Source organism: Agrobacterium sp. LR_9 (assembly GCF_041954855.1).
In the GTDB taxonomy this organism is placed as follows: domain Bacteria; phylum Pseudomonadota; class Alphaproteobacteria; order Rhizobiales; family Rhizobiaceae; genus Agrobacterium; species Agrobacterium leguminum.
Genome location: NZ_JAVAYA010000017.1, coordinates 34,487 through 59,540, shown reverse-complemented (window position 1 = coordinate 59,540; position 25,054 = coordinate 34,487). Strand labels below are relative to the sequence as shown.

26 protein-coding genes, 1 tRNA gene and 1 pseudogene are annotated in these 25,054 nt (G+C 60.0%); 15 read left to right on the top strand and 13 right to left on the bottom strand.

What is annotated here, in order from left to right; genetic code table 11:
* Window positions 1–67: 67 nt before the first annotated feature.
* Both RAC79_RS18650 and lipB read right to left on the bottom strand, forming a co-directional pair.
* Window positions 68–1,135: pseudogene (locus RAC79_RS18650) on the bottom strand (NAD(P)-dependent alcohol dehydrogenase).
* 66 nt (window positions 1,136–1,201) lie between these two features.
* Complete coding sequence (gene lipB / locus RAC79_RS18645) at window positions 1,202–1,933, bottom strand: lipoyl(octanoyl) transferase LipB (protein WP_174039161.1); 732 nt, start codon at window positions 1,931–1,933, stop codon at window positions 1,202–1,204.
* Window positions 1,934–2,122: 189 nt separating this feature from the next.
* Between lipB and RAC79_RS18640 the strand changes: the two genes are divergently transcribed.
* Window positions 2,123–2,207: transfer RNA gene (locus tag RAC79_RS18640), tRNA-Leu, on the top strand.
* 198 nt (window positions 2,208–2,405) lie between these two features.
* On the opposite strand, the gene RAC79_RS18635 is transcribed toward RAC79_RS18640, so the two are convergent.
* A complete protein-coding gene (locus tag RAC79_RS18635) occupies window positions 2,406–2,651 on the bottom strand; it encodes a hypothetical protein (protein WP_125145676.1) in 246 nt (81 codons plus the stop codon).
* A gap of 216 nt (window positions 2,652–2,867) precedes the next feature.
* Here RAC79_RS18635 and RAC79_RS18630 point away from each other — a divergent pair, with 216 nt between their 5' ends.
* Window positions 2,868–3,293: a PAS domain-containing protein gene (locus RAC79_RS18630; protein ID WP_065655024.1), complete on the top strand. Its 426-nt coding sequence runs from the start codon at window positions 2,868–2,870 to the stop codon at window positions 3,291–3,293.
* A gap of 76 nt (window positions 3,294–3,369) precedes the next feature.
* Here RAC79_RS18630 and RAC79_RS18625 read toward each other — a convergent pair whose 3' ends face one another.
* A complete protein-coding gene (locus tag RAC79_RS18625; RefSeq protein ID WP_003502827.1) occupies window positions 3,370–3,537 on the bottom strand; it encodes a Thivi_2564 family membrane protein in 168 nt (55 codons plus the stop codon).
* A 111-nt stretch (window positions 3,538–3,648) separates the two neighbouring features.
* On the opposite strand from RAC79_RS18625, the gene RAC79_RS18620 reads away from it, so the two are divergent.
* Entirely contained in the window at window positions 3,649–4,074 is a 426-nt protein-coding gene (locus RAC79_RS18620) for an OsmC family protein (protein ID WP_142845522.1), read from the top strand.
* Between the two features lie 3 nt (window positions 4,075–4,077).
* Here the strand turns inward: RAC79_RS18620 and RAC79_RS18615 are convergent, their stop codons facing one another.
* From RAC79_RS18615 to RAC79_RS18605, 3 genes are read right to left on the bottom strand one after another with little or no spacing between them, the layout of a single operon-like run.
* On the bottom strand, window positions 4,078–4,572 hold the full coding sequence (locus RAC79_RS18615; RefSeq protein ID WP_142845521.1) for a peptide deformylase: 495 nt from the start codon (window positions 4,570–4,572) through the stop codon (window positions 4,078–4,080).
* 17 nt (window positions 4,573–4,589) lie between these two features.
* Complete coding sequence (locus RAC79_RS18610; RefSeq protein ID WP_142845520.1) at window positions 4,590–4,892, bottom strand: hypothetical protein; 303 nt, start codon at window positions 4,890–4,892, stop codon at window positions 4,590–4,592.
* Complete coding sequence (locus tag RAC79_RS18605; RefSeq protein ID WP_174039160.1) at window positions 4,892–7,192, bottom strand: FdhF/YdeP family oxidoreductase; 2,301 nt, start codon at window positions 7,190–7,192, stop codon at window positions 4,892–4,894. Before RAC79_RS18605 ends, RAC79_RS18610 begins: the two co-directional genes overlap by 1 nt.
* A gap of 393 nt (window positions 7,193–7,585) precedes the next feature.
* On the opposite strand from RAC79_RS18605, the gene mgtE reads away from it, so the two are divergent.
* The gene (gene mgtE / locus RAC79_RS18600) at window positions 7,586–9,013 is read left to right on the top strand and encodes a magnesium transporter (RefSeq protein ID WP_142779228.1); all 1,428 of its coding nucleotides are present in this window, start codon (window positions 7,586–7,588) and stop codon (window positions 9,011–9,013) included.
* Between the two features lie 72 nt (window positions 9,014–9,085).
* Complete coding sequence (locus RAC79_RS18595; protein WP_003524989.1) at window positions 9,086–9,472, top strand: MerR family DNA-binding transcriptional regulator; 387 nt, start codon at window positions 9,086–9,088, stop codon at window positions 9,470–9,472.
* Between the two features lie 268 nt (window positions 9,473–9,740).
* Here RAC79_RS18595 and RAC79_RS18590 read toward each other — a convergent pair whose 3' ends face one another.
* On the bottom strand, window positions 9,741–10,706 hold the full coding sequence (locus RAC79_RS18590; protein WP_065655030.1) for a heparan-alpha-glucosaminide N-acetyltransferase: 966 nt from the start codon (window positions 10,704–10,706) through the stop codon (window positions 9,741–9,743).
* Window positions 10,707–10,775: 69 nt separating this feature from the next.
* Window positions 10,776–11,468, bottom strand: coding sequence for a DUF599 domain-containing protein (locus RAC79_RS18585; protein WP_003524993.1), 693 nt, complete (start codon window positions 11,466–11,468; stop codon window positions 10,776–10,778).
* A 504-nt stretch (window positions 11,469–11,972) separates the two neighbouring features.
* Here RAC79_RS18585 and cobU point away from each other — a divergent pair.
* From cobU to ccoP, 5 genes are all read left to right on the top strand, one after another.
* Window positions 11,973–12,494: a bifunctional adenosylcobinamide kinase/adenosylcobinamide-phosphate guanylyltransferase gene (cobU, locus tag RAC79_RS18580; protein WP_142845518.1), complete on the top strand. Its 522-nt coding sequence runs from the start codon at window positions 11,973–11,975 to the stop codon at window positions 12,492–12,494.
* Between the two features lie 238 nt (window positions 12,495–12,732).
* Window positions 12,733–14,355 carry a cytochrome-c oxidase, cbb3-type subunit I gene (gene ccoN, locus RAC79_RS18575; RefSeq protein WP_065655032.1) on the top strand — a complete coding sequence of 541 codons (1,623 nt, stop codon included), beginning with the start codon at window positions 12,733–12,735 and terminating at the stop codon, window positions 14,353–14,355.
* A gap of 10 nt (window positions 14,356–14,365) precedes the next feature.
* Window positions 14,366–15,097: a cytochrome-c oxidase, cbb3-type subunit II gene (gene ccoO / locus RAC79_RS18570; RefSeq protein WP_065655033.1), complete on the top strand. Its 732-nt coding sequence runs from the start codon at window positions 14,366–14,368 to the stop codon at window positions 15,095–15,097.
* Window positions 15,098–15,110: 13 nt separating this feature from the next.
* The gene (locus RAC79_RS18565; protein ID WP_003502810.1) at window positions 15,111–15,263 is read left to right on the top strand and encodes a CcoQ/FixQ family Cbb3-type cytochrome c oxidase assembly chaperone; all 153 of its coding nucleotides are present in this window, start codon (window positions 15,111–15,113) and stop codon (window positions 15,261–15,263) included.
* A gap of 3 nt (window positions 15,264–15,266) precedes the next feature.
* Window positions 15,267–16,130 carry a cytochrome-c oxidase, cbb3-type subunit III gene (gene ccoP / locus RAC79_RS18560; protein WP_142845517.1) on the top strand — a complete coding sequence of 288 codons (864 nt, stop codon included), beginning with the start codon at window positions 15,267–15,269 and terminating at the stop codon, window positions 16,128–16,130.
* A 237-nt stretch (window positions 16,131–16,367) separates the two neighbouring features.
* On the opposite strand, the gene RAC79_RS18555 is transcribed toward ccoP, so the two are convergent.
* Together RAC79_RS18555 and RAC79_RS18550 are read right to left on the bottom strand one after the other, a co-directional pair.
* Window positions 16,368–16,724: a VOC family protein gene (locus RAC79_RS18555; RefSeq protein ID WP_078053007.1), complete on the bottom strand. Its 357-nt coding sequence runs from the start codon at window positions 16,722–16,724 to the stop codon at window positions 16,368–16,370.
* Between the two features lie 10 nt (window positions 16,725–16,734).
* A complete protein-coding gene (locus RAC79_RS18550; protein WP_142845516.1) occupies window positions 16,735–17,139 on the bottom strand; it encodes an SRPBCC family protein in 405 nt (134 codons plus the stop codon).
* A 119-nt stretch (window positions 17,140–17,258) separates the two neighbouring features.
* Between RAC79_RS18550 and ccoG the strand changes: the two genes are divergently transcribed.
* The 5 genes from ccoG to gndA all read left to right on the top strand — a co-directional run bounded on the left by ccoG (window position 17,259) and on the right by gndA (window position 23,377).
* Window positions 17,259–18,842: a cytochrome c oxidase accessory protein CcoG gene (gene ccoG, locus RAC79_RS18545; RefSeq protein ID WP_065655454.1), complete on the top strand. Its 1,584-nt coding sequence runs from the start codon at window positions 17,259–17,261 to the stop codon at window positions 18,840–18,842.
* A complete protein-coding gene (locus tag RAC79_RS18540) occupies window positions 18,839–19,339 on the top strand; it encodes a FixH family protein (RefSeq protein WP_142845515.1) in 501 nt (166 codons plus the stop codon). Before ccoG ends, RAC79_RS18540 begins: the two co-directional genes overlap by 4 nt.
* Window positions 19,336–21,627 carry a cation-translocating P-type ATPase gene (locus RAC79_RS18535; RefSeq protein WP_174039159.1) on the top strand — a complete coding sequence of 764 codons (2,292 nt, stop codon included), beginning with the start codon at window positions 19,336–19,338 and terminating at the stop codon, window positions 21,625–21,627. Before RAC79_RS18540 ends, RAC79_RS18535 begins: the two co-directional genes overlap by 4 nt.
* Window positions 21,624–21,782, top strand: a complete 159-nt coding sequence (ccoS, locus tag RAC79_RS18530) for a cbb3-type cytochrome oxidase assembly protein CcoS (RefSeq protein ID WP_003502794.1) — start codon at window positions 21,624–21,626, stop codon at window positions 21,780–21,782. The genes RAC79_RS18535 and ccoS overlap by 4 nt, the downstream gene beginning before the upstream one ends.
* Before the next feature lie 164 nt (window positions 21,783–21,946).
* Window positions 21,947–23,377 (top strand): NADP-dependent phosphogluconate dehydrogenase, encoded by a 1,431-nt coding sequence (gene gndA, locus RAC79_RS18525; protein ID WP_174039158.1) that lies wholly within the window; start codon window positions 21,947–21,949, stop codon window positions 23,375–23,377.
* Between the two features lie 67 nt (window positions 23,378–23,444).
* On the opposite strand, the gene RAC79_RS18520 is transcribed toward gndA, so the two are convergent.
* Window positions 23,445–23,771, bottom strand: coding sequence for an RcnB family protein (locus RAC79_RS18520; protein WP_142845513.1), 327 nt, complete (start codon window positions 23,769–23,771; stop codon window positions 23,445–23,447).
* A gap of 190 nt (window positions 23,772–23,961) precedes the next feature.
* Window positions 23,962–24,993 carry an L-glyceraldehyde 3-phosphate reductase gene (gene mgrA, locus RAC79_RS18515; RefSeq protein WP_174039157.1) on the bottom strand — a complete coding sequence of 344 codons (1,032 nt, stop codon included), beginning with the start codon at window positions 24,991–24,993 and terminating at the stop codon, window positions 23,962–23,964.
* Window positions 24,994–25,054 lie beyond the last annotated feature (61 nt).

Genomic DNA, 25,054 nt, shown 5'->3' with positions numbered 1-25,054 from the left:
AGGCTGCGCTTTCGACCAAAAGGTCCAACGGGAGAGGGGACGCCCGCAAGGTCGCCCCCTTCCGGGGTCAGGCGGCCTTCTGGCGCGGCAGGCTCTTCATATCAATGACGAAGCGATAACGCACATCGCTTTTTATCATGCGTTCATAAGCGTCGTTGATCTGATCGATGTCGATCATCTCGATTTCGGCGGCGATGCCTTTTTCGGCGCAGAAATCCAGCATTTCCTGCGTCTCGGGAATGCCGCCGATCATCGAACCGGCAAAGGTCTTTCGACCGGGAATGAGGCTGAAGGCCATAACCGAGAGCGGCTTTTCCGGTGCGCCGACCTGCACCAGCGCGCCGTCACGTTTCAGCAGCGCGAGATAGGCGTTGATGTCATGGTCGGCGGCCACGGCGTCGATGATGAGATCGAGGCTCGAGGCGGCTTTTTTCATCTGCTCGGCATCGCGCGAGACGATCACCTCGTGTGCGCCGAGCTTTTTCGCATCCTCTGCCTTGCTGGGCGACGTCGTGATCATCACCACGGTTGCGCCCATGGCATTGGCGAGCTTGACGGCCATATGGCCAAGACCGCCAAGACCGACGACGCCGACACGCTTGCCGGGTCCGGCGTTCCAGTGGCGCAGTGGCGAATAGGTGGTGATACCCGCGCAGAGCAGGGGTGCCGCTGCCGCCGGATCGAGGCCTTCGGGAATATTGAGGACGTAACGGTCATCGACGACGACGTGGGCGGAATAACCGCCGAGCGTATGTGCACCGCCGCCCATCGCTTTGTCGGGCGAATTATAGGTGCCGGTCATGCCGTTTTCGCAATATTGCTCCAGACCCTCGGCGCAGCTGGCGCATTCCCGGCAGCTATCGACGATACAGCCGACGCCGACGCGGTCGCCCACCTTGAACCGGGTGACCTGCGCGCCGACACGGCCGACGCGGCCGATGATTTAGTGGCCGGGAACGCAGGGATAGAGGGAGCCCGGCCATTCGCTGCGGGCAGTGTGGATATCGGAGTGGCAGACGCCACAGAATTCGATCTCGATTTCGACATCGCGGGGGCCGGGATCGCGACGCTTGATGGTCGCGAGCTTCATCGGCGAAGAGCCGTCATCGCAGGCATAGGCGGACGTAGTGAACATGATCGCTCCTCCTCTTGTGGTGATCGATGCTGGAAACACCGGCCTGCGGCAAAGGTTGCGGTGGGATCAGCCGCCTGCGCCGGTTTCGGGCACTGCCTCGCCAAACACCTCCTCAAAGGCCTCGCGCAGCAGAACGTCGACGTCGCCGATCATAACCGGCAATCCAAGATCGACAAGGCTGGTGACGCCATAGGCGCTGATGCCGCAGGGAACGATGCCGGAAAAATGCGAGAGGTCCGGATCGACATTGATCGAGAGCCCGTGGAAGCTCACCCATTTGCGCAGCCTGATGCCAAGTGCCGCGATCTTGTCCTCGGCCATGCCGCCATCGGGAAGCAGCGGTTTTTCCGGCCGCCGGACCCAGACGCCGACGCGGTCCTCGCGCCGCTCGCCACGCACATTCATCTTGTCGAGCGTGCGGATGATGACATCCTCCAGCGCCGCCACATAGGCGCGGACATCCTGCCGCCGCCGCTTCAGGTCGAGCATGACATAGACGACCCGCTGTCCCGGCCCGTGATAGGTATATTCGCCGCCACGACCCGTGGCGAAGACGGGAAAACGCTCCGGTTCTATGAGGTCGGCGGCATCGGCGCTGGTGCCGGCGGTATAGAGCGGCGGATGTTCCAGAAGCCAGACGAGTTCGTCGGCCTCGCCGCTGGCAATGGCGGCGACTTCACGCTCCATTTCCTCAATCGCCTGCTCATAAGGGACGAGGCCTTCCGAGATTCGCCAGCGAACGGGCGGCGAACCGGGGGCGGGGAGCATGTTTGTCTCGATATCGGTGCGTGTGAGCATGAAAAAGTCCTTTCCACAGCCTTCTCGCAAAATGGCGACAGGGCCGCAACCCCAGCATTTCCGGGCTTCCTGCATATAGGATGGTGCGGTGCGATTTTTAATTTCAAAAAACTGTCACGACGCTCTTGTGCACCGAAAATCCTTTTGCTACATGCACCCCCGTCGGCGCAAGTCGACGCCTACCACGATGCGGTCGTGGCGGAATTGGTAGACGCGCAGCGTTGAGGTCGCTGTGGGGCAACCCGTGGAAGTTCGAGTCTTCTCGACCGCACCAAAGAAACCCGCTTCGGCGGGTTTTTTCTTTTTTAGCCAGTCGTTTAGCTTGCCTTCTGTTTCCGGTCCCCGGTTCGTTGGACCGTATCGGATGTGTCCCAAGTCACACCAATCTGCTTTATCCCGCAGCCAGAGCGCCACGAATTAACGGCGGCAAATTATCGACCTGCCGCCGTTCGAATTGAATGGACGAGGTGGATCAGCGTCGGTTGCGCTGGCCGTCACCGACACGGTAGGGGTCACCATCCATGACCTGATCCATGCGCCACTCGTTTCCACGATATGGACTATGCCACGTCTGGCACCCGGCCAGAAAGACGGTTGCGGTCAACAATCCGAAAGTGAGGGCGGCTCGCACCATATTGAACTCCTTCGACATGTCATCACAAGCCATGTAGGCGCAGGCAGGTGGTTTTGCGATGCCTCTTCGAAATTTATCGTCCATTTCGGAACCCTGGAGCACGTCCGGTCAAAACGGAATCGTGGGGCGTGCTCTATCGCTTTGTTTTTTCGCATTCCGGGACGTAAAACCGCTACGCACTTTTACTGGAAATGCTCCAGCTGGATTTGGTCATCGTCAAATTTCAGTGGATATCGATGCACGCTGTAGTAGCCGTGCGTTTCCCCCTACAAAAAGGAGGGGTGGAATATTAGAGGTCCGATGTTAGCTTTTGTCAGGAAAATATGTCTGGGGGTTTTCGTGCAGGGGGACAAAACGGATTCAGACAATGCGCTTGGCTATTACATGTGGAGTATTTCCGATAACAGGCTGATCATGGATGCGGTCACTGCGGAATGCCATGGGTTTTCGGAGCCGGTTGCGTCGAGTGGGGTGACGATCGAGGAGATTCTCGAAAGAATCGACGTCGAGATGCGCGATCAGGTGGCGCAGGCCATTTTTGAGAGCATCACTACCGGGGTGTTTTTCGACCAGCGCTACAAGGTCAATCTGCCGGATGGGTCGGATCGGTGGATCGTGGCGAAGGGCAGGGCGATTTTCGATGCCGACAATACGCCGTTTCTGGGTATTGGCAGCGTTCGGGATATTACCCTGAAAAAAACCTATCAGTTCGAGCCTCGGCAATAGCGACCGGATGGGTGAAAACCGCGCATAAAAAGAGGCGGCTTTCGCCGCCTTTTTTCGTCTGCACCGTGCGGGGACATCAGAAGACGGCGAGATATTTCAGCAGCGAAATAATGCCGATGATGATGACGATCACCTGTGCGATCTGTTTCGCACCGCCGCCGACCGGCAGTCGCGCGATAAGCCACAAGACGAGCACAATCACCAGGAAGGTGATCAGAATGCTGACGAGCGTAGATGTAACCATATGTCCCAGCTCCCTTTTCAATCAATACTCAACGGTCGTTCACCGTTGCGTGAGTAAAAGCGCGAGGCTAATTTTGGTTCCATCGGGCGAAATCGCGGTGTGAGGTCGGGCATGAATCAGTTCAGGGTTAAAAAGCGGCCGACGGGCGCTGTCGTCACTCTTGGCCGTCTCGGGCATCCCGATGTCGTCACGGCCACCGGAGGCGCCCTGACGGTGGTGACGGCGGCCTCGGAGCCGGGTTTCAATCCGCTCGATCTCCTTTATTCGTCGCTGTCGGCCTGTCTGGCGCTCAGCGCCCGGATTGCGGCGAGCCGCATGGGCGTGCTCGACCGGTTCGAAAAGGTCATGGTGCACGTGTCCGGCGAAAAGGCTGAGGAGGAGCCATCGCGGATCGTGCGTTTCGATGTCCGGATAGAGATAAAGGGGGATTTCGATGAGGCTACGCGCAGCGCCATCGCACATATGGCCGAGGAAATCTGCACCGTCAGCAACACGCTGAAGGACGATGCGGAATTTGCGCTGTCGATTACCGGCTGACCATCAGGATTTCCGGGATTTTTCCCATTTTTTCACCAGCCGGTCGCGCTTGAGCTTCGAGAGGCGCTTCAGCCAGAAAATGCCGTCCAGCTGGTCGATCTCGTGCTGGATGCAGATGGCGTGAAATCCCTCTGCGATCTGCCGGTGTTCGCCGCCGGCTACGTCCTGAAATCTCACCTCGATTTCGGAGGGTCGCTCCACTTCCTCCGTGAAGCCCGGCATGGAGACGCTGCCCTCCACATGGCGCATGGTCTGCGTGGATTGGCTGACGACTTCAGGATTGATGTAGGTGAGCACGGTTCCCGGTGTCAGCTCCAGCACGAAAACGCGCTGTTTGACGCCGATATGGGCGGCGGTGATGCCGACGCCGGGTGCGGCGCGCATCGTATCGATCAGGTCCGTCACCAGTTCCTGCAATTGCCCGTCGAAAGCCGTGACCGGTGCGCAGATTTCGGACAAGCCGGGATGGGGATAGGGCAGGATCGGCCTGGTTGCCAAGGAATGCTCCGTTCGTTTCAAATCCGCAGGGACGCCGCCGCAAGGGACTGTCCTTCTTCGGTTGCCTCCAGAAAGCTGCGCTGGGTGCGGGCATCGCGTTTTGTCACCCGCACGAAACGTGGCGACAGGGAAGTGATTTCGCGCAGAATGAGGGCGTGTGCAAGCCCCAGCCGGTTGGCGATACTGCGGCTGTCAGCGCCGATGGTCAGATAAACCGAAAGAAGGATCGCTGCGCCCGTGGCGGTCAGCGCCTTTGAGGCGCTTTCCTGAACCCGCTCCACCGCCGCCATGAACGCCGCAGTGGATTGCTCCTCTTCCATCAGGAGGCATCCCGGCGCAGGCGAACGGAGACGAGCACCGATTTCGATGTCGGCGTGAAACTGCCTTCGCCATAACTCGACAGCGGCACCAGCACGTTCAGTTCGGGATAATAACCGCCGACGCTGCCCTGCGGGATATTATAGGGCACCAGCCGGAAATTCTTTGCGATGCGTTCCACGCCGTCGCCATATTCGCCGATGACATCGACGCGCTGGCGGGAATGAGCGCCGAGCGCTTCCATATCCTTCGGGTTCATGAAGATGACTTGGCGCTCGCCATAGACACCGCGATAACGGTCATCCATGCCGTAGATCGTGGTGTTGTATTGATCGTGGCTGCGGAAGGTCTGCAATACGAACAGGTCGTCGCGCGTGAGCGCCTGCTGGTGTTCGGTCTGTTCGGGCAAGGGGCCGCTATAGAAGGTGGCCTTTTTCGCCGGCGTGTTCCATTCCCGTTCGGCTGCTGCGTTGCGCAGATGAAAACCGCGCGGCACGCGGACGCGCTCGTTGAAATTATCAAAACCGGGAATGACCCGCTCGATCATGTCGCGGATGAGATCGTAGTCATCGGCAAGCGCCTTCCAGTCGACATGGGTATTGCCAAGCGTCGCCTCGGCGATGCCGGCGACGATGGCGACTTCCGAACGCAGCTCATCCGAGGCCGGCGGATTGATGCCGCCGGAACCGTGCACCATGCTCATGGAATCCTCCACCGTGACGATCTGCGCGCGGCCGGCCGAATTGCGGTCGATTTCCGTTCGGCCGAGGCAGGGCAGCACGAAGGAGGTTTCGCCCGGCACCAGATGCGAATGGTTGAGCTTGGTGGCGATGTTGACGGTCAGCTTCTGCTTTTCGAAAGCCTTGACGATCAGCGGGCTGTCGGGCGTCGCGCGCATGAAATTGCCGCCGAGCGCGATGAAAGTCTGAGCCTCGCCGTCCAGCATCGCAGCGACGGCTTCCACGGTGTTGTGGCCGGGCTTGCGCGGCATGGGGACGCCGAGTTCCTTTTCCAGCGCTTCGAGAAGCGCTGGCGGGGCCTTTTCGTCGATGCCAACGGTGCGGTCGCCCTGCACGTTGGAATGGCCGCGCACCGGGCAAAGGCCGGCGCCCGGACGGCCGATATTGCCGCGCAGCAGCATGAAATTGGTGATCTCGCGAACGATGATGACAGAATGCTTGTGCTGGGTGACGCCCATGGCCCAGGTGGCGATGACGGAACCGGCATTCATGTAGATACGGGCGGCTTCCTCGATCTCCGCGCGGGTGAGGCCGGACTGGTCGAGGATGCTTTCCCAGCTGGTCGCATCGACGGCGGCACGATAGGCCTCGAACTCCACCGCATGTTCGGCGATGAAGTCGTAATCGATAATGGCGGGTTCGCCCGCTGCCCTTGCGGCATCGTCGGCGGCGAAGACCGCCTTGCTCATGCCGCGCACGGCCGCCATGTCGCCGCCCTGGCGCGGCTGGTAATAATTGGTGGCGATGCGGGTGCTGCCGCCGGTAATCATCTCCACCTTGTCCTGCGGGTCGGCAAAGCGTTCCAGACCCTTTTCACGGATGGGGTTGAAAACGGCGATGCGAGCGCCGCGAAGGGCGGCGCGGCGCAGGTCGCCCAGCATGCGGGGATGGTTGGTGCCGGGATTTTGTCCAATGACGAAAATGGCGTCCGTCTGTTCGAAATCCTCAAGCAAAACGGTGCCCTTGCCGACGCCGATCGAAGCCTTCAGGCCAACGCCGCTCGCTTCGTGGCACATGTTCGAACAATCGGGGAAATTGTTGGTGCCGTAAAGCCGGACCATCAACTGATAGAGGAAGGCCGCCTCATTGGAGGCGCGGCCGGAGGTATAGAACTCCGCCCGGTCCGGGCTGTCGAGGCTGTTGAGGATACGGCCGATTTCGGAGAAGGCATCGTCCCAGGAGACGGGCAGATATTTGTCGCTCGCCCGGTCATAACGCATGGGATGGGTGAGGCGGCCCTGTTTTTCCAGATCGTAGTCGGACCAGCCGCGCAGTTCCGAGACGGTGCGGCTGGCGAAGAAGTCCGGCGGCACGCGGGCCTCCGTCGCCTCCCATGACACGGCCTTGACGCCGTTCTCGCAAAATTCGAAAGACGAGCCGTGTTCCGGATCGCCCCAGGCGCAGCCAGGGCAGTCGAATCCATCCGGCTGGTTGGTCTTCAAAAGCGTGCGGGCGCCGGAAATCGGGGCGCCGGATTCGAGAAGGCGTTTGCCGACGCTTTTGAGAGCGCCCCAGCCGCCTGCGGCTGTCGATGCCTTGCCAATGAAGTCCGTCTTGCTCATGTTCCTGATTCCCGGAATCTGTCTTCTCGTGCCCGCCTGTCGGCGTTTGCCGTTTGTCAAATGCCTATCCAGAAGCGCCGTTCCACGCTGCCTGTCAATGTCTTAATTGTGCATTGCGGCGAAACCTTTGTTCGCCCGTTCGACATTTAAAACGGGAACGGCGTAAAGGGGGTGGGCGTTGTCGCAAAACAAGCTGCAAAGCCTCGCTAAACATGCCTATAGCCGCTGGCCGTGGCTAAGTCTGCGAACCGGAAGAGGAATGTCGAATGGATTTTTCGCCGCAGCCGGAGAGCTTGTTTATTTGCCGCTATCCGGTTGTTGACAATAAACCTTTTAACGCCATTCTGCCTGCGCATCCGTGCACTGCGGCATTTGAATACAAGGGGACGCCAGATGACAGACCGTGACGACGATCCTGTCGCGCCCGAGGACATGAAGCCTGCGGAAGCGCCCTCCGATATTTACGCCGAAGACGGCTCCGTCCGCTCGGATTTTCTGACGATGGTGGGCGCTGCGATCGCTGACCGCGATCTGCTTTTCCTGCGCAAGAACGTGGCGCGGCTGCACGAATCCGAACTCGGCGACGTGCTGGAATCCATCCTGCCGGAACAGCGCCATGCGCTGGTGCGTCTTCTCGGTTCCGACTTCGACATGACGGCGCTGACCGAGGTGGATGAGGGCATCCGCCTCGATATCGTCGACCAGATGTCGAACGAGCAGATCGCCGCCGGTATCGGCGAGCTGGATTCGGACGACGCCGTCTATATTCTCGAGGACCTCGACGACGAGGACCGCGAGGATATTCTCTCGCAACTACCGTTCACCGAACGTGTGCGGCTGATGCGGGCTCTGGATTATCCGGAAAGCTCGGCCGGCCGCCGCATGCAGACGGAATTCGTGGCTGTGCCGCCGTTCTGGACAGTGGGGCAGACCATCGATTATCTGCGCGAGGAGGAGGAGCTGCCGGATTCCTTCACGCAGATCTTCGTCATCGACCCCACCTTCAAGCTGGTCGGCGCGCTCGATCTCGACAAGGTGCTGCGCGCCAAGCGTCAGGTGAAGATCGAAACGATCATGCACGAGACCAACCACTCCATTCCGGCGGAAATGGACCAGGAAGAGGCCGCGCAGCTTTTCGAGCAATACGACCTTCTCTCCGCCGCCGTGGTCGACAACAACGGCCGACTGGTGGGCGTGCTGACCATCGATGACGTGGTGGACGTCATTCAGGAAGAGGCCGAAGAGGATCTGCTGCGCCTTGGCGGTGTCGGTGACGAAGAACTGTCGGACTCGATTGCCAGCACATCGCGTTCACGCGTGCCCTGGCTTGCGGTCAATCTCATCACCGCCTTTCTCTCCGCCTCCGTCATCAGCCTGTTCGATGCGACGATCCAGCAGATCGTCGCGCTGGCGATCCTGATGCCGGCGGTGGCCGGCATGGGCGGCAATGCCGGGTCGCAGACCATGACGGTGTCGGTGCGGGCACTTGCCACCAAAAGCCTCGATATTCACAACGCCGCGCGCATCATCCGGCGTGAGGCGGGTGTGGGTATCCTGAACGGCATGCTGTTCGGCTGCGCCATCGGCATTGTTGCCGGTATCTGGTTTCAGGATATCCATATTGGCGGCATCATCGCCACGGCCATGTGTCTCAACATGCTGGCGGCGGCGCTGGCGGGCATTCTCATTCCGCTGGTGCTCGACAAGTTCGGGGCGGACCCGGCGGTCTCCTCGGCGGTCTTCGTCACGGCGGTCACCGATATTGTCGGCTTTTTCGCCTTTCTGGGGATCGCGACCTGGTGGTACGGTATTTCCGGGTAAGGCCGGGCGGGCGAAAATTGACTTTTACGTGAAGGTCAAATAATATCATCCGGTTATGAATCGGATAGGCCCTTGGACAAGTATTATAGCATAACCGAACTGACACGCGAATTCGGTGTTTCCACCCGCACCTTGAGATTTTACGAGGACGAGGGGCTAATTCACCCTGAGCGTCGCGGGCGCACACGGCTTTTCAGGGCTGCGGACCGCCGCCTCATTCAGGAAATCCTGCGCGGCCGCCGTATCGGTTTCACGATCTCCGAAATTCGCGAAATCATCCACGTCTACAAGGAACCGCCGGGCGAATCGGGCCAATTGGTGCTTCTGATGAAGAAGGTCGATGAAAAGCGCGCGGAGCTTCGGCAAAAACGCAAGGACATCGAAGAGACGCTGGCGGAACTCGACAATGTCGAAGAAGCCTGTCTGACGCGGCTTGCCGAAATCGGCGTGGGGACTTGAAGCCGGCCCCGGCCCTATAGCGGTGTTGGCTATTCCGTTGACGTAGCTGTCAAGAATGGCTCCGAAGCCTTTTCACTTTTGTTGCATATGGAACGAGCGGGTTTCGCTTGTCTCTTCTCCCCGCCGGGGAGAAGGTCGCGGCAGCGGGATGAGGGGGCAAGCTCTCGATTTATCGCCGACGTTGCCCCCTCATCCGACCCTTCGGGCCACCTTCTCCCCGGCGGGGAGAAGAAAAGGCGGCAAGCGCTAACGTTCTGGCTACCTGAGCCTACTGCGCCTCAACAGTGCACTGCTTCGCCACCTCGCTGACCTTCGTCTGCTGATCGGCGCTGAGCTTGCCTTCCATCATCGTGTCGAACAGGTTTTCTGCCTGCAGCTTCTCCAGCGTGCAGCCGCAGAAACGTTGGCACAGTTCCAGTCCGTTCGCCTGCTCGACGCAGCTCTTTTCACAGCTCGATTTGTAAAGCTCGACCTGATCGACAGGCGGGGGCGGGGCGATGAGTGACAGCGTGTAGACGAGGCCGATCAGCACCGGCTGGTGGATGAGGTAAAAGGCAAGGCTGTGACGGCCGGCGCCTGCGATCAGGTTGCGAGGCGAACTCGGGCTTCGAAAGCGGTCGAGCCAGTCGCGCGGTGTGACGAATTGCGACACCGCAAGGCCGGCGAGGAAGGGCGCAAGCCAGGGCAGCAGCGGCACATAATCGTTCGAGCGGGGCGGCATGGTGGAAAAACCGATCCAGGCCAGCCATTTTGCGTTGAACAGCTCCGATTGCAGATAGTGCGGCAGGATGAAAGCGACCACCGCAAAAAGCAGCGTCACGGCCGCGGGTGCTCGCAGGAACAACAGCCCGACAAGGCTTGCGGCGGCGATATTGTGCAATATGCCAAAGAAGATGAAGCTGTCCGGAAAGGCGAAATAGGTGGCGACGGTAATGAGCAGCGCCGAGCCGGCCACCATCGCAAAGCGCTTGCCGAAGGACGGCCAGTTCACGCCCTTGCCATGGGCGAGAAACAGGCTGAAACCGGCCAGAAACAGGAACGAGCTGGCGATGCCGCGCGCATAGAGTTTCCACAGGCCGGTCGTCGCCGTGCCGGGTTCGAGATAGCCGAAATATTCCAGATTCCACGTGAAGTGGTAGGACGCCATGGCGATGAGGGCCAGCCCGCGCAGGGTGTCGAGACCGCCTATGCGGCCTTTGCGGCGGTTTTCGTTTGCGGCTGCGTTCGTGTCCATGGTTTCCGTTTTTCAAGCTTTCGGGGAGGCCGGTATCACGCTGGGCTTGGCCCTTGAAGTGCGGCTATTTCAAGGCCTGTTTTCTTCCATGATGGCGCGTCGTGCTTCGGAAAAGAACTGGCGGCGTAGCAGCGCCACGATGATGATGACCGTGCTGGCGATGAAGACGTAAGGGCTGATGAACCAGCCGAGATAACCGATGGACAGAAAGATGGTCCGCAGGCCGTCATTGAAGTTCTTAGCAGCGATGATGTTCATCTTTATGACGTTTTCCGCCGCCCGCTCCGCCGCCTCGCGATCGGCGCCGACATCGTGGACCATGGGAATGGCGCCGAACAGTATCGTGCAATAGTTGAACAGGCGGTAGGACCAGCCGAACTTGAAGAAGGAATAACCGAAAAGACAGGTGAGTCCGATGACCTTCAGTTCGAAGGCCGTGCGCCCCGCATAATGCACGAAAGGCATGTCGCGAAACACCGATTCGACCTGTTCTGTCGCGCCCAGAAGCGCGAAACATCCGCCAATGGCGAAGATGGAGGTGGAAGCGAAAAAGGCGGTGCCGTTCTGCAGGCCGGCCATGATCTGCGTGTCGATCATCTTCAGGTCGCGCTTCAGCGAATTCATGATCCAGTCTCGCCGACGCTCGGCCATGGCCTGATTGAGGCTGGCTCTCGAAAATAGCCGCGTTCCCGTCGTGACATGGGTATAGACGGCCCATAACAGGATGAAAACGACGATCGAGATATAGTCCATGACGGTCATCACGGGCAGGCCACCTTGCTGTTTGCGAATCTTCGAAAGCATATTGATTTGAAGGCCATGGCAAGGCAATGGCGGCGGCTGCCGTCACTCCATATTCTCCTTTGGCGTTGCGGTTTCATCATTCGGTTTTTCGCTAACTTTCCGGTAACCAAGTCGCTTTATCAATCCAGTCGCGGACGACAGGTCTGCCGGTTCCGGATTAAGGTTTTGCGTTCCGGTTCCGCCTGATTTTTGGCTAACGGCAGGGACCGATTGACAGGATGGCCGTTCGCACCTAGCCTTTCATCAGGACCGGTGTTTCCGGTATCCGGAGTTGCCAAGGCTGTGATATGTCCCGCATCCCGCAGGCAGGTTTTGTCTCTCCGGTCCGGTATCAGCGGCAGTCCGGCATGAACAACCGGGGGACGCCTTTTTCTACGAATCGTTCCCTTCATGTCTGCCTGTCCCTGGCTTTCGACACGGCGAAGATGCCGGTCCACTTCATTCTCTTCCTTCAGGTTTTAGATGACAGATAAAAACCGCTCCGTTTTCATTCTTGGCGGCGCGCGCTCCGGCAAGTCCCGTTTTGCGGAAGAGCTTGCGGGCAAGTTCGGTGGAAGCCTGCATTATCTGGCCACCGGCCGGGCATGGGATGACGAGATGCGCGACCGCATCGTCCATCATCAGGGGCGACGCGGCGGTGAATGGACCACCCATGAAGCGCCCGTCGATATTGCCGCCGTGCTGGAGCAGCTCGATGCGCCGGAAAATGTCGTTCTCATCGATTGCCTCACCCTGTGGCTCACCAATCTGATGATGGAGAATGCCGATATCGAGGCTGCCTTTGCGGCGCTCGAGGCGGCGATTGTATCGGCTCGGGCAAAGCTGATTTTTGTCTCCAACGAAGTCGGTCTCGGCATCGTGCCGGAAAACCGCATGGCGCGGGAATTTCGCGACCACGCCGGCCGCCTGCATCAGCGAATCGCCGCCATTGCCGGTGAGGTCTATTTTGTCGCCGCCGGTCTGCCCCTGAAGATGAAGGGCTGAAGCGGCACCCGCGAAAGCGGGCCGACATCGCCGTGTATTTTTGCTCTTACGCAAATTCCTCTCATAAAGCCGCGCCCCGTTTTGCCGGGGCTGCGACAGCTTTGCATTCTTGATCTGGATCAAGGTGGCGTTCCCCTGCTGGTGGCAATGCTCCAACCGACGCAAAGGCGCGTTTCCGCTCTCCCAGGCGCGTGCCGTGCCTTTCGTCGGTCGGCTTGCACGTTGGGGGAAACCAACAATGAATTACACGTTAGAAACCGCGATCGTGGCCCTTGGGGCCTTTCTCGCGTTGCTTGGGGCAGCCTTTGCCCATGACAGTCTTTTCGCCGCCCATATGTGGGTGCTGTTCTTTACGCTTCTGGTCAGCACGGTGCTTCTGTTGCGCCGTGTCTCCTTCGCGCCTGTCGATTCAGCCGCGCGTGCCCGCCTCAAGTCGGAATATTTCGATGAGGTGGTGAAATACGGCGTCATTGCGACCGTGTTCTGGGGTGTCGTCGGCTTTCTGGTCGGCGTCGTGGTGGCGCTTCAGCTCGCCTTTCCCGATCTCAATATCGCGCCCTATTTCAATTTCGGCCGGATGCGGCCGCTGCACACATCGGCGGTGATCTTCGCTTTCGGGGGAAATGCGCTGATCGCCACCTCCTTTTACGTGGTGCAGAGAACCTGTCGGGCCCGCCTGTTCGGCGGCAATCTCGGCTGGTTCGTGTTCTGGGGCTACAATCTCTTCATCGTCATGGCCGCCACCGGCTATCTGCTCGGCATCACGCAGGGCCGCGAATATGCGGAGCCGGAATGGTATGTCGATATCTGGCTGACCATCGTCTGGGTTGCCTATCTCGTCGCCTTCCTCGGCACGATCTTCATGCGCAAGGAGCCGCATATCTATGTGGCGAACTGGTTCTACCTGGGATTCATCGTCACGATTGCCATGCTGCATATCGTCAATAATCTCGCCATTCCGGTCTCGTTTCTCGGCGTCAAGAGCTACTCGGCCTTTTCGGGCGTGCAGGATGCGCTGACGCAATGGTGGTACGGCCACAATGCCGTCGGCTTCTTCCTGACGGCCGGATTCCTCGGCATGATGTATTATTTCATCCCGAAGCAGGTGAACCGCCCGGTCTATTCCTACCGCCTGTCGATCATCCACTTCTGGGCGCTGATCTTCATGTATATCTGGGCCGGCCCGCACCACCTGCACTATACAGCGCTGCCGGACTGGGCGCAGACGCTCGGGATGGTGTTCTCGGTGATGCTGTGGATGCCCTCGTGGGGCGGCATGATCAACGGTCTGATGACGCTTTCGGGCGCATGGGACAAGATCCGTACCGATCCCGTCGTGCGCATGATGGTGATGGCGGTTGCCTTCTACGGCATGGCGACCTTCGAAGGCCCGATGATGTCGATCAAGGCCGTCAATTCGCTCAGCCACTATACCGACTGGACCATCGGCCATGTTCATTCCGGCGCACTCGGCTGGAACGGCATGATCACCTTCGGCGCGATCTATTACCTGACGCCGAAACTCTGGGGCAGGGAGCGTCTCTACAGCCTGCAACTGGTCAACTGGCACTTCTGGCTCGCCACGCTCGGCATCGTCGTTTACGCCGCCGTCATGTGGGTCGCCGGCATCCAGCAGGCGCTGATGTGGCGCGAATATGATGCCCAAGGCTTCCTCGTCTATTCCTTCGCGGAATCGGTCGCGGCGCTGTTCCCCTACTACGTGATGCGTGCATTGGGCGGCCTGATGTTCCTCAGTGGCGCGCTGATCATGGCCTACAACGTCACGATGACCATCCTCGGTCATCAACGCGAGGAGGGCGCCAGCAAGGACGCGGCTCCTTCGCTGCAGCCTGCTGAATAAGGAGAGGCCGATGTCCATACTTGACAAACACGGCGTCATCGAACGCAACGCGACGCTGCTTCTGGTCGGCTCCCTGCTGGTCGTTTCCATCGGCGGCATCGTTGAAATCGCACCGCTCTTTTATCTCGAAAACACCATCGAGAAGGTGGAGGGCATGCGGCCCTACACGCCGCTGGAACTGGCCGGGCGCAACATCTACATCCGAGAGGGATGTTACGTTTGCCACAGCCAGATGATCCGGCCGTTCCGCGACGAGGTGGAGCGGTACGGGCATTACAGCCTGGCAGCTGAATCCATGTACGATCATCCGTTCCAGTGGGGTTCCAAGCGCACGGGTCCTGACCTTGCGCGCGTCGGCGACCGTTATTCGAACGAATGGCATGTGCAGCATCTGGCCGATCCGCGTTCGGTGGTGCCGGAATCGGTCATGCCCTCCTATGCGTTCCTGAAGACCACGCCGCTGAAGATCACCGATGTTTCCATGGAGCTGAAGGCCAACCGCGCTGTCGGCGTGCCTTATAGCGACGAGATGATCGAGAAATCCGCTGCCGATCTTGCCGCCCAGGCCGACCCGAATGCGGATTCGTCGGAACTTCTGGCGCGTTATCCGAAAGCGAAGGTGGGCGATTTCGACGGCGATCCGGCGAAGCTCACCGAAATGGATGCGCTGGTCGCCTATCTGCAGATGCTCGGCACGCTGGTCGATTTCTCGACCTATGACGATGCCGCCGGATACCGGTGAGGAGGTGTGAGCCATGGAAACCTACACGGCCATGCGCCACTTCGCCGATAGCTGGGGTCTGCTTGCCATGACCCTGTTCTTTGCCGGCGTCGTCGTTTTCACCCTTCGCCCCGGCTCGAAGAAGGCCGCGGACGATGCCGCCAGCATTCCGCTCAAGGAGGACTAGGATATGTCCGAAAAACACATTGATGACATCAGCGGCGTCGAAACCACCGGCCACGAATGGGACGGTATCCGCGAGCTGAACAATCCCATGCCGCGCTGGTGGGTCTGGACCTTCTATTTTACGATCCTCTGGGCCATCGGCTATACCATCGCCTATCCGGCATGGCCGCTGATCAATGGGGCGACGCAAGGGTTGCTCGGCTGGAACAGCCGCGGCGATATTGCCGCCGAAATTGCCGATGCAAAACAGTCGCAGAGCGTCTTTGTCGACAAGATCGCCAATTCGTCGCTTGCCGAAATTCAGGCCGACCCGACCCTGATGCAATTTGCCCTTTCCGGCGGCGCTGCCGCTTTCAAGGTCAATTGCATTCAGTGTCACGGTTCGGGCGCGGAAGGCGGGCAGGGCTATCCCAACCTCAACGATGACGACTGGATGTGGGGCGGCAGCGTCGACGACATCTATACGACGGTGAAGCATGGCATTCGTTTTGCCGACGATGCGGATACGCGTGCTTCGGAAATGCCCGCTTTCGGTGAAATTCTGAAATCGGACGAAATCCGCGAGGTTGCGGCCTATGTCGTCAGCCTCACCGGCACCCCATCCAACCCGGCTCTGGTGGAGCCAGGCAAGCAGCTCTTTGCCGACAATTGCGCCTCCTGCCACGGGGAAGATGCCAAGGGCAATCGCGAATTCGGCGCGCCCAATCTGGCCGACGCGATTTGGCTGAAGGCGCATGGGGAGGAAGGCATCGCCGCGCAGATCCGTTCGCCCAAGCACGGGGTCATGCCCGCCTGGGGTGAGCGTCTCGGCGATACGACGGTCAAGCAGCTGGCGATCTTCGTTCATTCGCTTGGCGGGGGTGAGTGATTGCTTGAGGTAGAAAAGCAAAGGGCCGCGTGATGCGGCCCTAAGGCCACGCGGAGATGTTTTGGGCAGAGTACCTCATCCGCACTCCGTCACCCCGGACTTGATCCGGGGTCCAGCGCGATCAAGTCATTGATCGCAAAAGACTCTTCTCACGGCGCAGACGCGCCGTGGCTGGATGCCGGATCAAGTCCGGCATGACGGAGAGGTTTCAATGTGGGCCGCGATGCGGCCTTTTTCTTATCGGTCCGACCAGACGGCCAGTTCGTATCCGTCCGGATCGGTGAAGTGAAAACGCCGGCCGCCCGGAAACTCGAAGATTGCGACGCTGATCTGCCCGCCGGCGGCTTCGACGCGTCGCTGCACATCCTCGATATCGTCGGCGTAGAGAATGACGAGCGGTCCGCCCTTGGCCGAGACCGGAGCCGTCGTGGTGAAACCGCCGGTCAGCCGGCCATCGGAAAACTCGCAATATTGCGGACCGTAATCCTTGAAGGACCAGCCGAACGCGCCGCCGTAAAATTCCTTGCTGCGCTCGATATCGGCGACGTTGAATTCGACATAATCGATCCGCCGGTCGTTCGTATTCGTGGTCATGCTTCCTCCATCAATCCTTTTCGAGCAGCGCCTTCAGCGTTTCGAGATCGGCCGTGACCGCTTTTGCATCCTGCTCGAAATCCTCGTCCGTCATCTCCTGAAGGCGAAGCAGGGTGAAACTCACCTCCGTGCCGCTGCCGTTCGGCGTTACCCGTAGCGCGTTATAAACCTTCACGCCATCCGGCAATGTCACGACATGGTCGATGACACCGAACTCGTTTGCGGGCGCGAAATTGACGCGCACTTCGCCAAGCGGCCCGCCCTCGGCGATCCAGTCCTCGCCGTCCGGTGTGAGGCCGCCCGCAAGGCCCGCGGCCCAGCGGGGCATGTTCTGCGGGTTGGAGGCGAAGTCATAGACGTGGCTCCAGGGTTTTTCGACCGACAGATGAATGATTCTCGACTGCATGACAGGCATTTCATCCTCCCTTGGCGGCGCGTTCCCATACTGCGCCACTTTGTCGTCACTTGATGTAAGTCAAGGATGTTTCACCGGGGAGATGGGAGAAAGCAAGGAGATAAAAACGGACTCCTATCATGAACATCTATCGCGCCGGACAGGATCGCCCGCAACAGCCTGTCGAGAGGCTGGAGGCGGAAGCCGTCAATTCCGCAAAAACGCGCAAACCGCTCTACGAGGCACGCAGGAAGATTTTTCCCAAGCGCGCCGAGGGCAGGTTTCGGCGCTTCAAATGGCTGGTGATGCTGGTCACGCTCGGCATTTATTATTTGACGCCGTTCCTGCGCTGGGATCGCGGTCCCTATGCGCCGGATCAGGCGGTGCTGATCGATATCGCCAACCGGCGCTTTTATTTCTTCTTCATCGAAATCTGGCCGCAGGAATTCTTCTTCGTCGCCGGATTGCTGGTCATGGCCGGGCTTGGGCTCTTTCTCGTGACTTCCGCTGTCGGGCGCGCATGGTGCGGTTACACCTGTCCGCAGACCGTCTGGGTCGACCTGTTTCTGGTGGTCGAACGGGCGATAGAGGGTGACAGGAACGCGCGCATGAAACTGGATGCCGCGCCCTTCACATTCGGCAAATTGCGCAAGCGGGTGCTGAAACATGCGATCTGGCTGGTGATCGGCGTTCTGACCGGCGGCGCATGGATTTTCTATTTCGCCGATGCGCCGACACTGGCGATGCAGTTCATGACCGGGCAGGCGCCGATGATCGCCTATTCCACCGTCGCCATCCTCACCGCCACCACCTATGTCTTCGGCGGGCTGATGAGGGAACAGGTCTGCACCTATATGTGTCCCTGGCCGCGCATTCAGGCGGCGATGCTGGATGAGAACTCGCTTGTCGTCACCTATAATGACTGGCGCGGTGAACCGCGCTCGCGGCATGCCAAGAAGGCTGCGGCGGCAGGGGAAAGCATCGGCGACTGCGTCGATTGCAATGCCTGCGTCGCGGTCTGTCCCATGGGCATCGACATCAGGGACGGGCAGCAGCTGGAATGCATCACCTGCGCGCTCTGCATCGATGCCTGCGACGGGGTGATGGACAAGATCGGCAAGCCGCGCGGGCTGATCGCCTATGCGACGCTTTCCGAATACCAGTCCAACATGGCGCTGGCGACCGGCAATGGTGAGCACGCCATCCGCCCTGCCAATGTGCGTGAGGAGGACGGCAGCTTCAGGAAGAGTGTCCGCCACTTCAACTGGCGCATCGTCTTCCGGCCGCGCACGCTGCTTTACACGGCCATCTGGTCGGCGGTCGGTATCGGCATGCTGTTTGCGCTGGTGACGCGCGAGCGGCTGGCGCTGAATGTCCTGCATGACCGCAATCCGCAATATGTGCTGGAATCGAACGGTTCCATTCGCAACGGCTATACGGTGCGCATTCTGAACATGGTGCCGCAGCCACGCACGATGAACCTGACCATCGAGGGCATTCCGAATGCGGTGATGAAGATCAACGGCATGCCGGATACGGCCGCGCGCACCTTCGAAGTGACGGTGGAGCCGGACGAGGCGACGACGCTGAAGGTCTTCGTCACTCTGCCGGGCAAAGATGTTGCGCGGGCGGCGGAAAATTTCGAATTCATCGTCAGCGATACGGGCGGCCATGAGACGGCCCGCTACGATGCTGTATTCAACGCTCCGGGAGTGAAAAAATGACCGTGAACAATCGCCAGACGTCCGGTTTCACGTTCACCGGCTGGCATATGCTGGGTGTCATGCTGCTGTTTTTCGGCACCGTCATCACCGTCAACATGGTGATGGCCTGGAACGCGGTCAACAGCTGGAGCGGGCTTGTCGTGCCCAATACCTATGTGGCCAGCCAGCAGTTCAACGCCAAGGCGGAAGCCGCCAAGGCAAGGGCCGCGACCGGCATCAAGGGCAAGCTCATCGTGGATGAAAAGACGGTGCGATATGAGGTGTTTCATCCCGACACCGGCCCGGTCGACACCGATAAGGTGACGGCGCATTTTCGCCGGCCCGTCGGTGAACGCCAGAATTTCGACATGGAACTGACCCCGGTTTCCACCGGCGTCTTCACCGGCCCGCATGACATGCTGCCGGGCCAATGGATCGTCGAGGTCACCGCCGTCAAGGACGGCCGGATCATCGTTCATGAGGGCACGCGGATTGCCGTCATCAGGGGGCGCAAATGAGCTGCTGCGCACCGGGAACGGAAGGTTCGTTGCAACTCGGCGAGCCGGTCAATCCGCCATCGTCGGAGGAGTTGTTGCTGGCGAGCCGCGATCTGGGGCAGGGGCTGCGCCAGACCGACCTCAGCGTGCCGGATGTGTATTGTGGCGCCTGCATCACTACCATCGAGACCGCGCTCGGCCGTCTGCGCCAAGTGGAGCGGGCGCGCGTGAACCTGTCGTCCAAACGCGTGGCGGTCGTCTGGAAAGAAGAAGTCGACGGCGTCAGGACTGACCCTGCCGAGATTGCCCGCGCCATTCTTGCGACGGGATATCGCACGCATCTTTTCGCCAGCGGGCAGGATGCCTCGGACGCCTTGCGTTCGCAGCTGATCAGGGCGGTGGCGCTGTGCGGTTTTGCTTCCGCCAATATCATGCTTCTGTCCGTCTCCGTCTGGTCGGGGGCGGATGCGGCGACGCGCGACATGTTCCACTGGATTTCGGCGATGATCGCCGCGCCGGCGCTGATCTATGGCGGGCGTTTCTTCTATCAATCGGCCTGGAACGCGCTGAAACATGGCCGTACCAATATGGATGTGCCGATCGCACTCGCCATCACGCTTTCCTATGCCGTTTCCCTGTGGGAGACGATCCATCACGGTGAACATGCCTGGTTCGATGCGACCGTGTCGCTGCTGTTCTTCCTGCTGATCGGCCGGACGCTTGACCATATCATGCGTGACAAGGCGCGCTCGGCCATTGCCGGGCTTGCCCGGCTTTCGCCGCGCGGGGCAACGGTGATCGGTGAGAATGGAACGCGGGAGTATCGGCCGCTTGCCGATATCCAGCCGGGAATGTCGATTGCGATTGCGGCTGGCGACCGTGTGGCGGTGGATGCCGTGGTCGTCTCCGGCAGCAGCGATCTCGACATGTCCATCGTCAACGGTGAAAGCGCGCCGCGCCGCGTTGCGGCAGGCGACAGCCTTCAGGCCGGTACGCTCAATCTCACCGGTTCGCTGACTGCGCGGGTGACGGCATTGGCAAAAGATTCCTTCCTTTCGGAAGTGATCGGGCTGATGGAGGCGGCCGAAGGCGGGCGGGCGCGTTACCGGCGCATCGCCGACCGCGCCGCAAGCTATTATTCTCCCGTGGTGCATCTTCTTGCGCTGGTGACGTTTCTCGGCTGGGGCATTTTCGGCGGTGACTGGAAACAGGCGATGCTGATCGCCATTGCGGTTCTCATCATCACCTGCCCCTGCGCGCTCGGCCTTGCCGTTCCCGTCGTGCAGGTGGTGGCCGCCGGAAGGCTGTTCCGGCACGGCATCATGGTCAAGGAAGGCTCGGCCATGGAGCGGCTGGCCGAAATCGATACCGTGCTGTTCGACAAAACCGGCACCCTGACTATCGGCAAACCGAGATTGGTTGAGACTGGCGATGTGAAGCCCGTCACCATGGCGATTGCAGCGGGGCTTGCCGCCCATTCGCGTCACCCATTGTCGAAAGCCCTGCATGCTGCCTATAGCGGCGCGGTGCCGGCCTATGAGGCGGTGCGGGAAATTCCGGGCTCCGGCGTCGAGGCGGAAACGGAAGCCGGAACCTATCGGCTGGGCAATCGCCGTTTCGCGTGCCCAAGTGAAGCGAGCATCGACAATGGCGATGCGCGCTCGGAAGTGGTGCTGTCCCTCGATGGCGGGCATCTGGCAAGCTTCGGCTTCGAGGATAATCCGCGCGCGGGTGCGGTTTCGGCATTGCGCAGCCTGTCGGTACGGGGGCTTATGCAGGAAATCGTTTCGGGTGACCGGGCAGCAGCCGTCAGCGCCATGGCGCAGCGGCTGGGGATTGGTAACTGGCGTGCGGACCTATCGCCGAAGGACAAGGCGGCGCGTTGCGCCGAGCTTGCGGGCGAGGGGCGGCGGGTACTGATGGTGGGAGACGGTATCAACGACGCGCCGGCGCTCGCCGCCGCGCATGTGTCCATGGCGCCCGCCACCGCCGCCGATATCGGCCGGCAGGCCGCCGATTTCGTGTTCATGCAGGAGGATCTCGATGCCGTGCCTTTCGCAATCGAGACATCGCAACGGGCAGGAAGGCTGATCCGGCAGAACTTCGCGCTTGCCATCGGCTACAACATCATCGCCGTGCCGATTGCCATTGCCGGTTATGCGACGCCGATGATCGCGGCCATCGCCATGTCGACGTCCTCGCTGATCGTCGTCGCCAATGCGTTGCGTCTTGCCGGTACGGCTGAAACCGTCCGTCCTCAGAATGAAGCGAAGACCGGATTTGCAGGCGAGGGGGCGCAACTGGCATGAACATGCTGATCTATCTCATTCCCGTCGCGCTGTTTTTAGGAGCGCTCGGCCTTTTCGCCTTCCTCTGGTCGGTGCGTTCGGGCCAATATGAGGATATGGACGGGGCCGCCTGGCGGGCGCTGGATGATGGTGACGACCGGCCCCGACGATCATAAGAGGCGAGTCGGGCTTGCCATTTTGAGCCGGCCTCGACCTGCCGCAAATATGCAAAGCTGATTTGCGTCATCAAAATTTAATCGTTTCAGTCGCGGCTAGCCTTGCCGTTTGTTCATTACAGTGCCACAACACGACCACCAAAAAGCAAGATGGAGGCACATCCGTGGAACAGGCAGAAATCGGTTTGATCGGTCTCGGCGTCATGGGCTCGAACCTGGCGTTGAACATCGCGGAAAAGGGCAACAAGATTGCCGTATTCAACCGAACCCCTGAAGCGACGAAAAAATTCTACGCCGAGGCTGGGGACTTGCAGGGACAGTTGATCCCCTGCGAAACCATCGAGGAATTCGTCGCCGCCATTCGTCCTCCGCGCCCGATCATCATCATGATCAAGGCCGGCGATCCGGTTGACCAGCAGATGGAAATCCTGAAACCGCATCTCGCCAACGGCGACATCATGATCGACGCCGGCAATGCGAATTTCCGCGATACGATCCGCCGTTTCGACAATCTGAAGGATAGCGGCCTGACTTTTATCGGCATGGGCGTTTCCGGCGGTGAAGAAGGTGCGCGTCATGGACCGTCGATCATGGTCGGCGGCACCGAGGACAGCTGGAAGCGCGTCGAGAAGGTGCTGACTTCCATTTCCGCCAAGTACAACAACGATCCGTGCGTGGCATGGCTCGGCAATGACGGCGCTGGCCATTTCGTCAAGACCATCCATAACGGTATCGAATATGCCGATATGCAGATGATCGCCGAAATCTACGGCATCCTGCGGGACGGCCTTGGCATGAGCGCCGTCGAAATCGCCGATGTTTTCGCCGAATGGAACAAGGGCCGCCTGAATTCCTACCTGATCGAAATCACCGAGAAGGTTCTGCGCGCCGCCGATCCGATCACCGGCAAGCCGATGGTCGACCTGATCCTCGACAAGGCTGGCCAGAAAGGCACCGGCAAGTGGTCGGTCATCGAGGCGCAGAACATGGGCGTCGCCGCCACCGCCATCGAAGCGGCCGTGGCTGCGCGTATTCTCTCTTCGCAGAAGGACGAGCGTGAAGCTGCCGAGAAGATCTTCGGCCTGCCGACCCTTGCGCCTGCACCGGCTGACAAAAAGGCCTTCATCGCCGATCTGGAAAGCGCGCTTCTGGCCGCCAAGGTCGGCGCTTATGCGCAGGGCTTCGCGATCATGTCGGCCGCTTCCAAGGAGTTCAACTGGAACCTGCCGATGCCGACGATTGCCCGCATCTGGCGCGCCGGCTGCATCATCCGCTCGGAATTCCTCGATGAGATCACGTCGGCCTTCACCAAGGACCCGCATGTGGCCAACCTCATCGTGACGCCTGCCTTTGCCGGCATCGTCAAGGATACCGACGCACCGCTGCGCCGTGTTGTTTCCTATGCCGTTCTCTCCGGCCTGCCGGTTTCGGCGCTGGCTTCGGCGCTCGGTTATTTCGACGCCTATCGCCGTGGTCGCGGCAGCGCCAACCTCATTCAGGCGCAGCGCGACTTCTTCGGCGCCCATGGTTTCGAACGCACCGACGGTGTGGACAAGCCGCACGGCCCGTGGGGCAGCGGCGCCGACATTTTTTGATCGGCGGAAACGACAAACGATAAAAGGCCCGCGCGAGCGGGCCTTTTTCATTTCATCGATGCCTGGATTAGCGGGCGGCGGCGAGGCCGACGATCAGGCCGCTGACGGCGTTGATGAGCAGGAACTGGTTGTCGACGCGTACCCAGTGCTGGTCGCGGCGCGGTTCTGCAAGGTGGTAACGGCGGTAGTCACGACGGTCTACCATGTTGCGGCGCTCACGGGCCGAAAGGCGCTGGCCGCGATCCCAGCGGTGCTTCTTGACGATGACCTTCTTGGTGGTGACCTGACGCTCGACGGTGACGCCGCGATGGCGATCGTCGTGGCGGCTTTGGGCCTGAGCCATCGGAGCGGCGAGAACGGTGGCAGCCAGAAGAATGGTGACGAACTTTTTCATGGAAGTTTCCTCTCGTGTTTCGATGAGGAGAACTTACGAATAAACGAATGAACGGAAACTGAATTTAAAATTACATTTATGTAATGGTTATTAACGGTTAGGGGTGGAAGTTAATCTTTTGTTTTGAGATTTTTGGCCCGGCTTTTGCAATGTGCAGACCGCCCGGCAGAACCGGGCGGTCTCTCCTCAGTCAGACGCGTTCGGCGGATTTTGCCCAGAGGTTGATATCCGCTTCCTTGGCGTAACGATCGATTTCGGCAAGCTCTTCTGCCGTGAAATCCTGCTTGTCGAGCGCCTTCACGCAATCCTCGACCTGTTCGACACGGCTTGCGCCAATCAGCGCCGAGGTGATGCGGCCGCCGCGCAGAACCCAGGCTATCGCCATCTGCGCCAGCGTCTGGCCACGCCGCTCGGCAATGCTGTTCAGCGCACGGATGTTCTCGACATTGCGCTCGTTGAGGAAGGCCGGGTTGAGAGACTTACTCTGCGATGCACGGCTGCCATCCGGCACGCCGCCGAGATATTTCGTCGTCAGCATGCCCTGCGCCAGCGGCGAGAAGACGATGGAGCCGATACCCAGTTCTTCTAGAGTGTCGACGAGACCGTCTTCCTCGATCCAGCGGTTGATCATCGAATAGCTCGGCTGATGGATGATGCATGGCGTGCCGAGGTCCTTCAGGATCGCGGCGGCCTCGCGGGTGCGCTTCGAATTGTAGGACGAAATGCCGACATAAAGCGCCTTGCCCGAGCGCACGATCTGGTCCAGCGCGCCGCAGGTCTCCTCAAGCGGCGTGTTGGGGTCGAAACGGTGGGAGTAGAAGATATCGACGTAGTCCAGCCCCATGCGCTTCAGGCTCTGGTCGCAGGAAGCTATCAGATATTTACGGCTGCCCCATTCACCGTAAGGACCGGGCCACATGTTGTAACCTGCCTTGGAAGAGATGATCATCTCGTCGCGATAACCCCTGAAATCTGTCTTCAGAATTTCTCCGAAGGCGGTTTCGGCGCTGCCGGGCGGCGGACCGTAATTGTTCGCGAGATCGAAATGGGTGATGCCGAGATCGAAAGCGCGGCGGCAAATGGCCTGTTTGGTCTGGTGCGGCGTGTCGTTGCCGAAATTGTGCCATAGGCCGAGCGAAATCGCCGGCAGCTTCAGGCCGGTCTTGCCGCAATGATTATATTTCATGGATGCATATCGGTTTTCGGCCGGTTGCCAAACCATGGGTCTTCCTCCGCTTGCTGATGACTGGCTGCCGGAGAACCCGGCAGCCTTTTGAACTGAT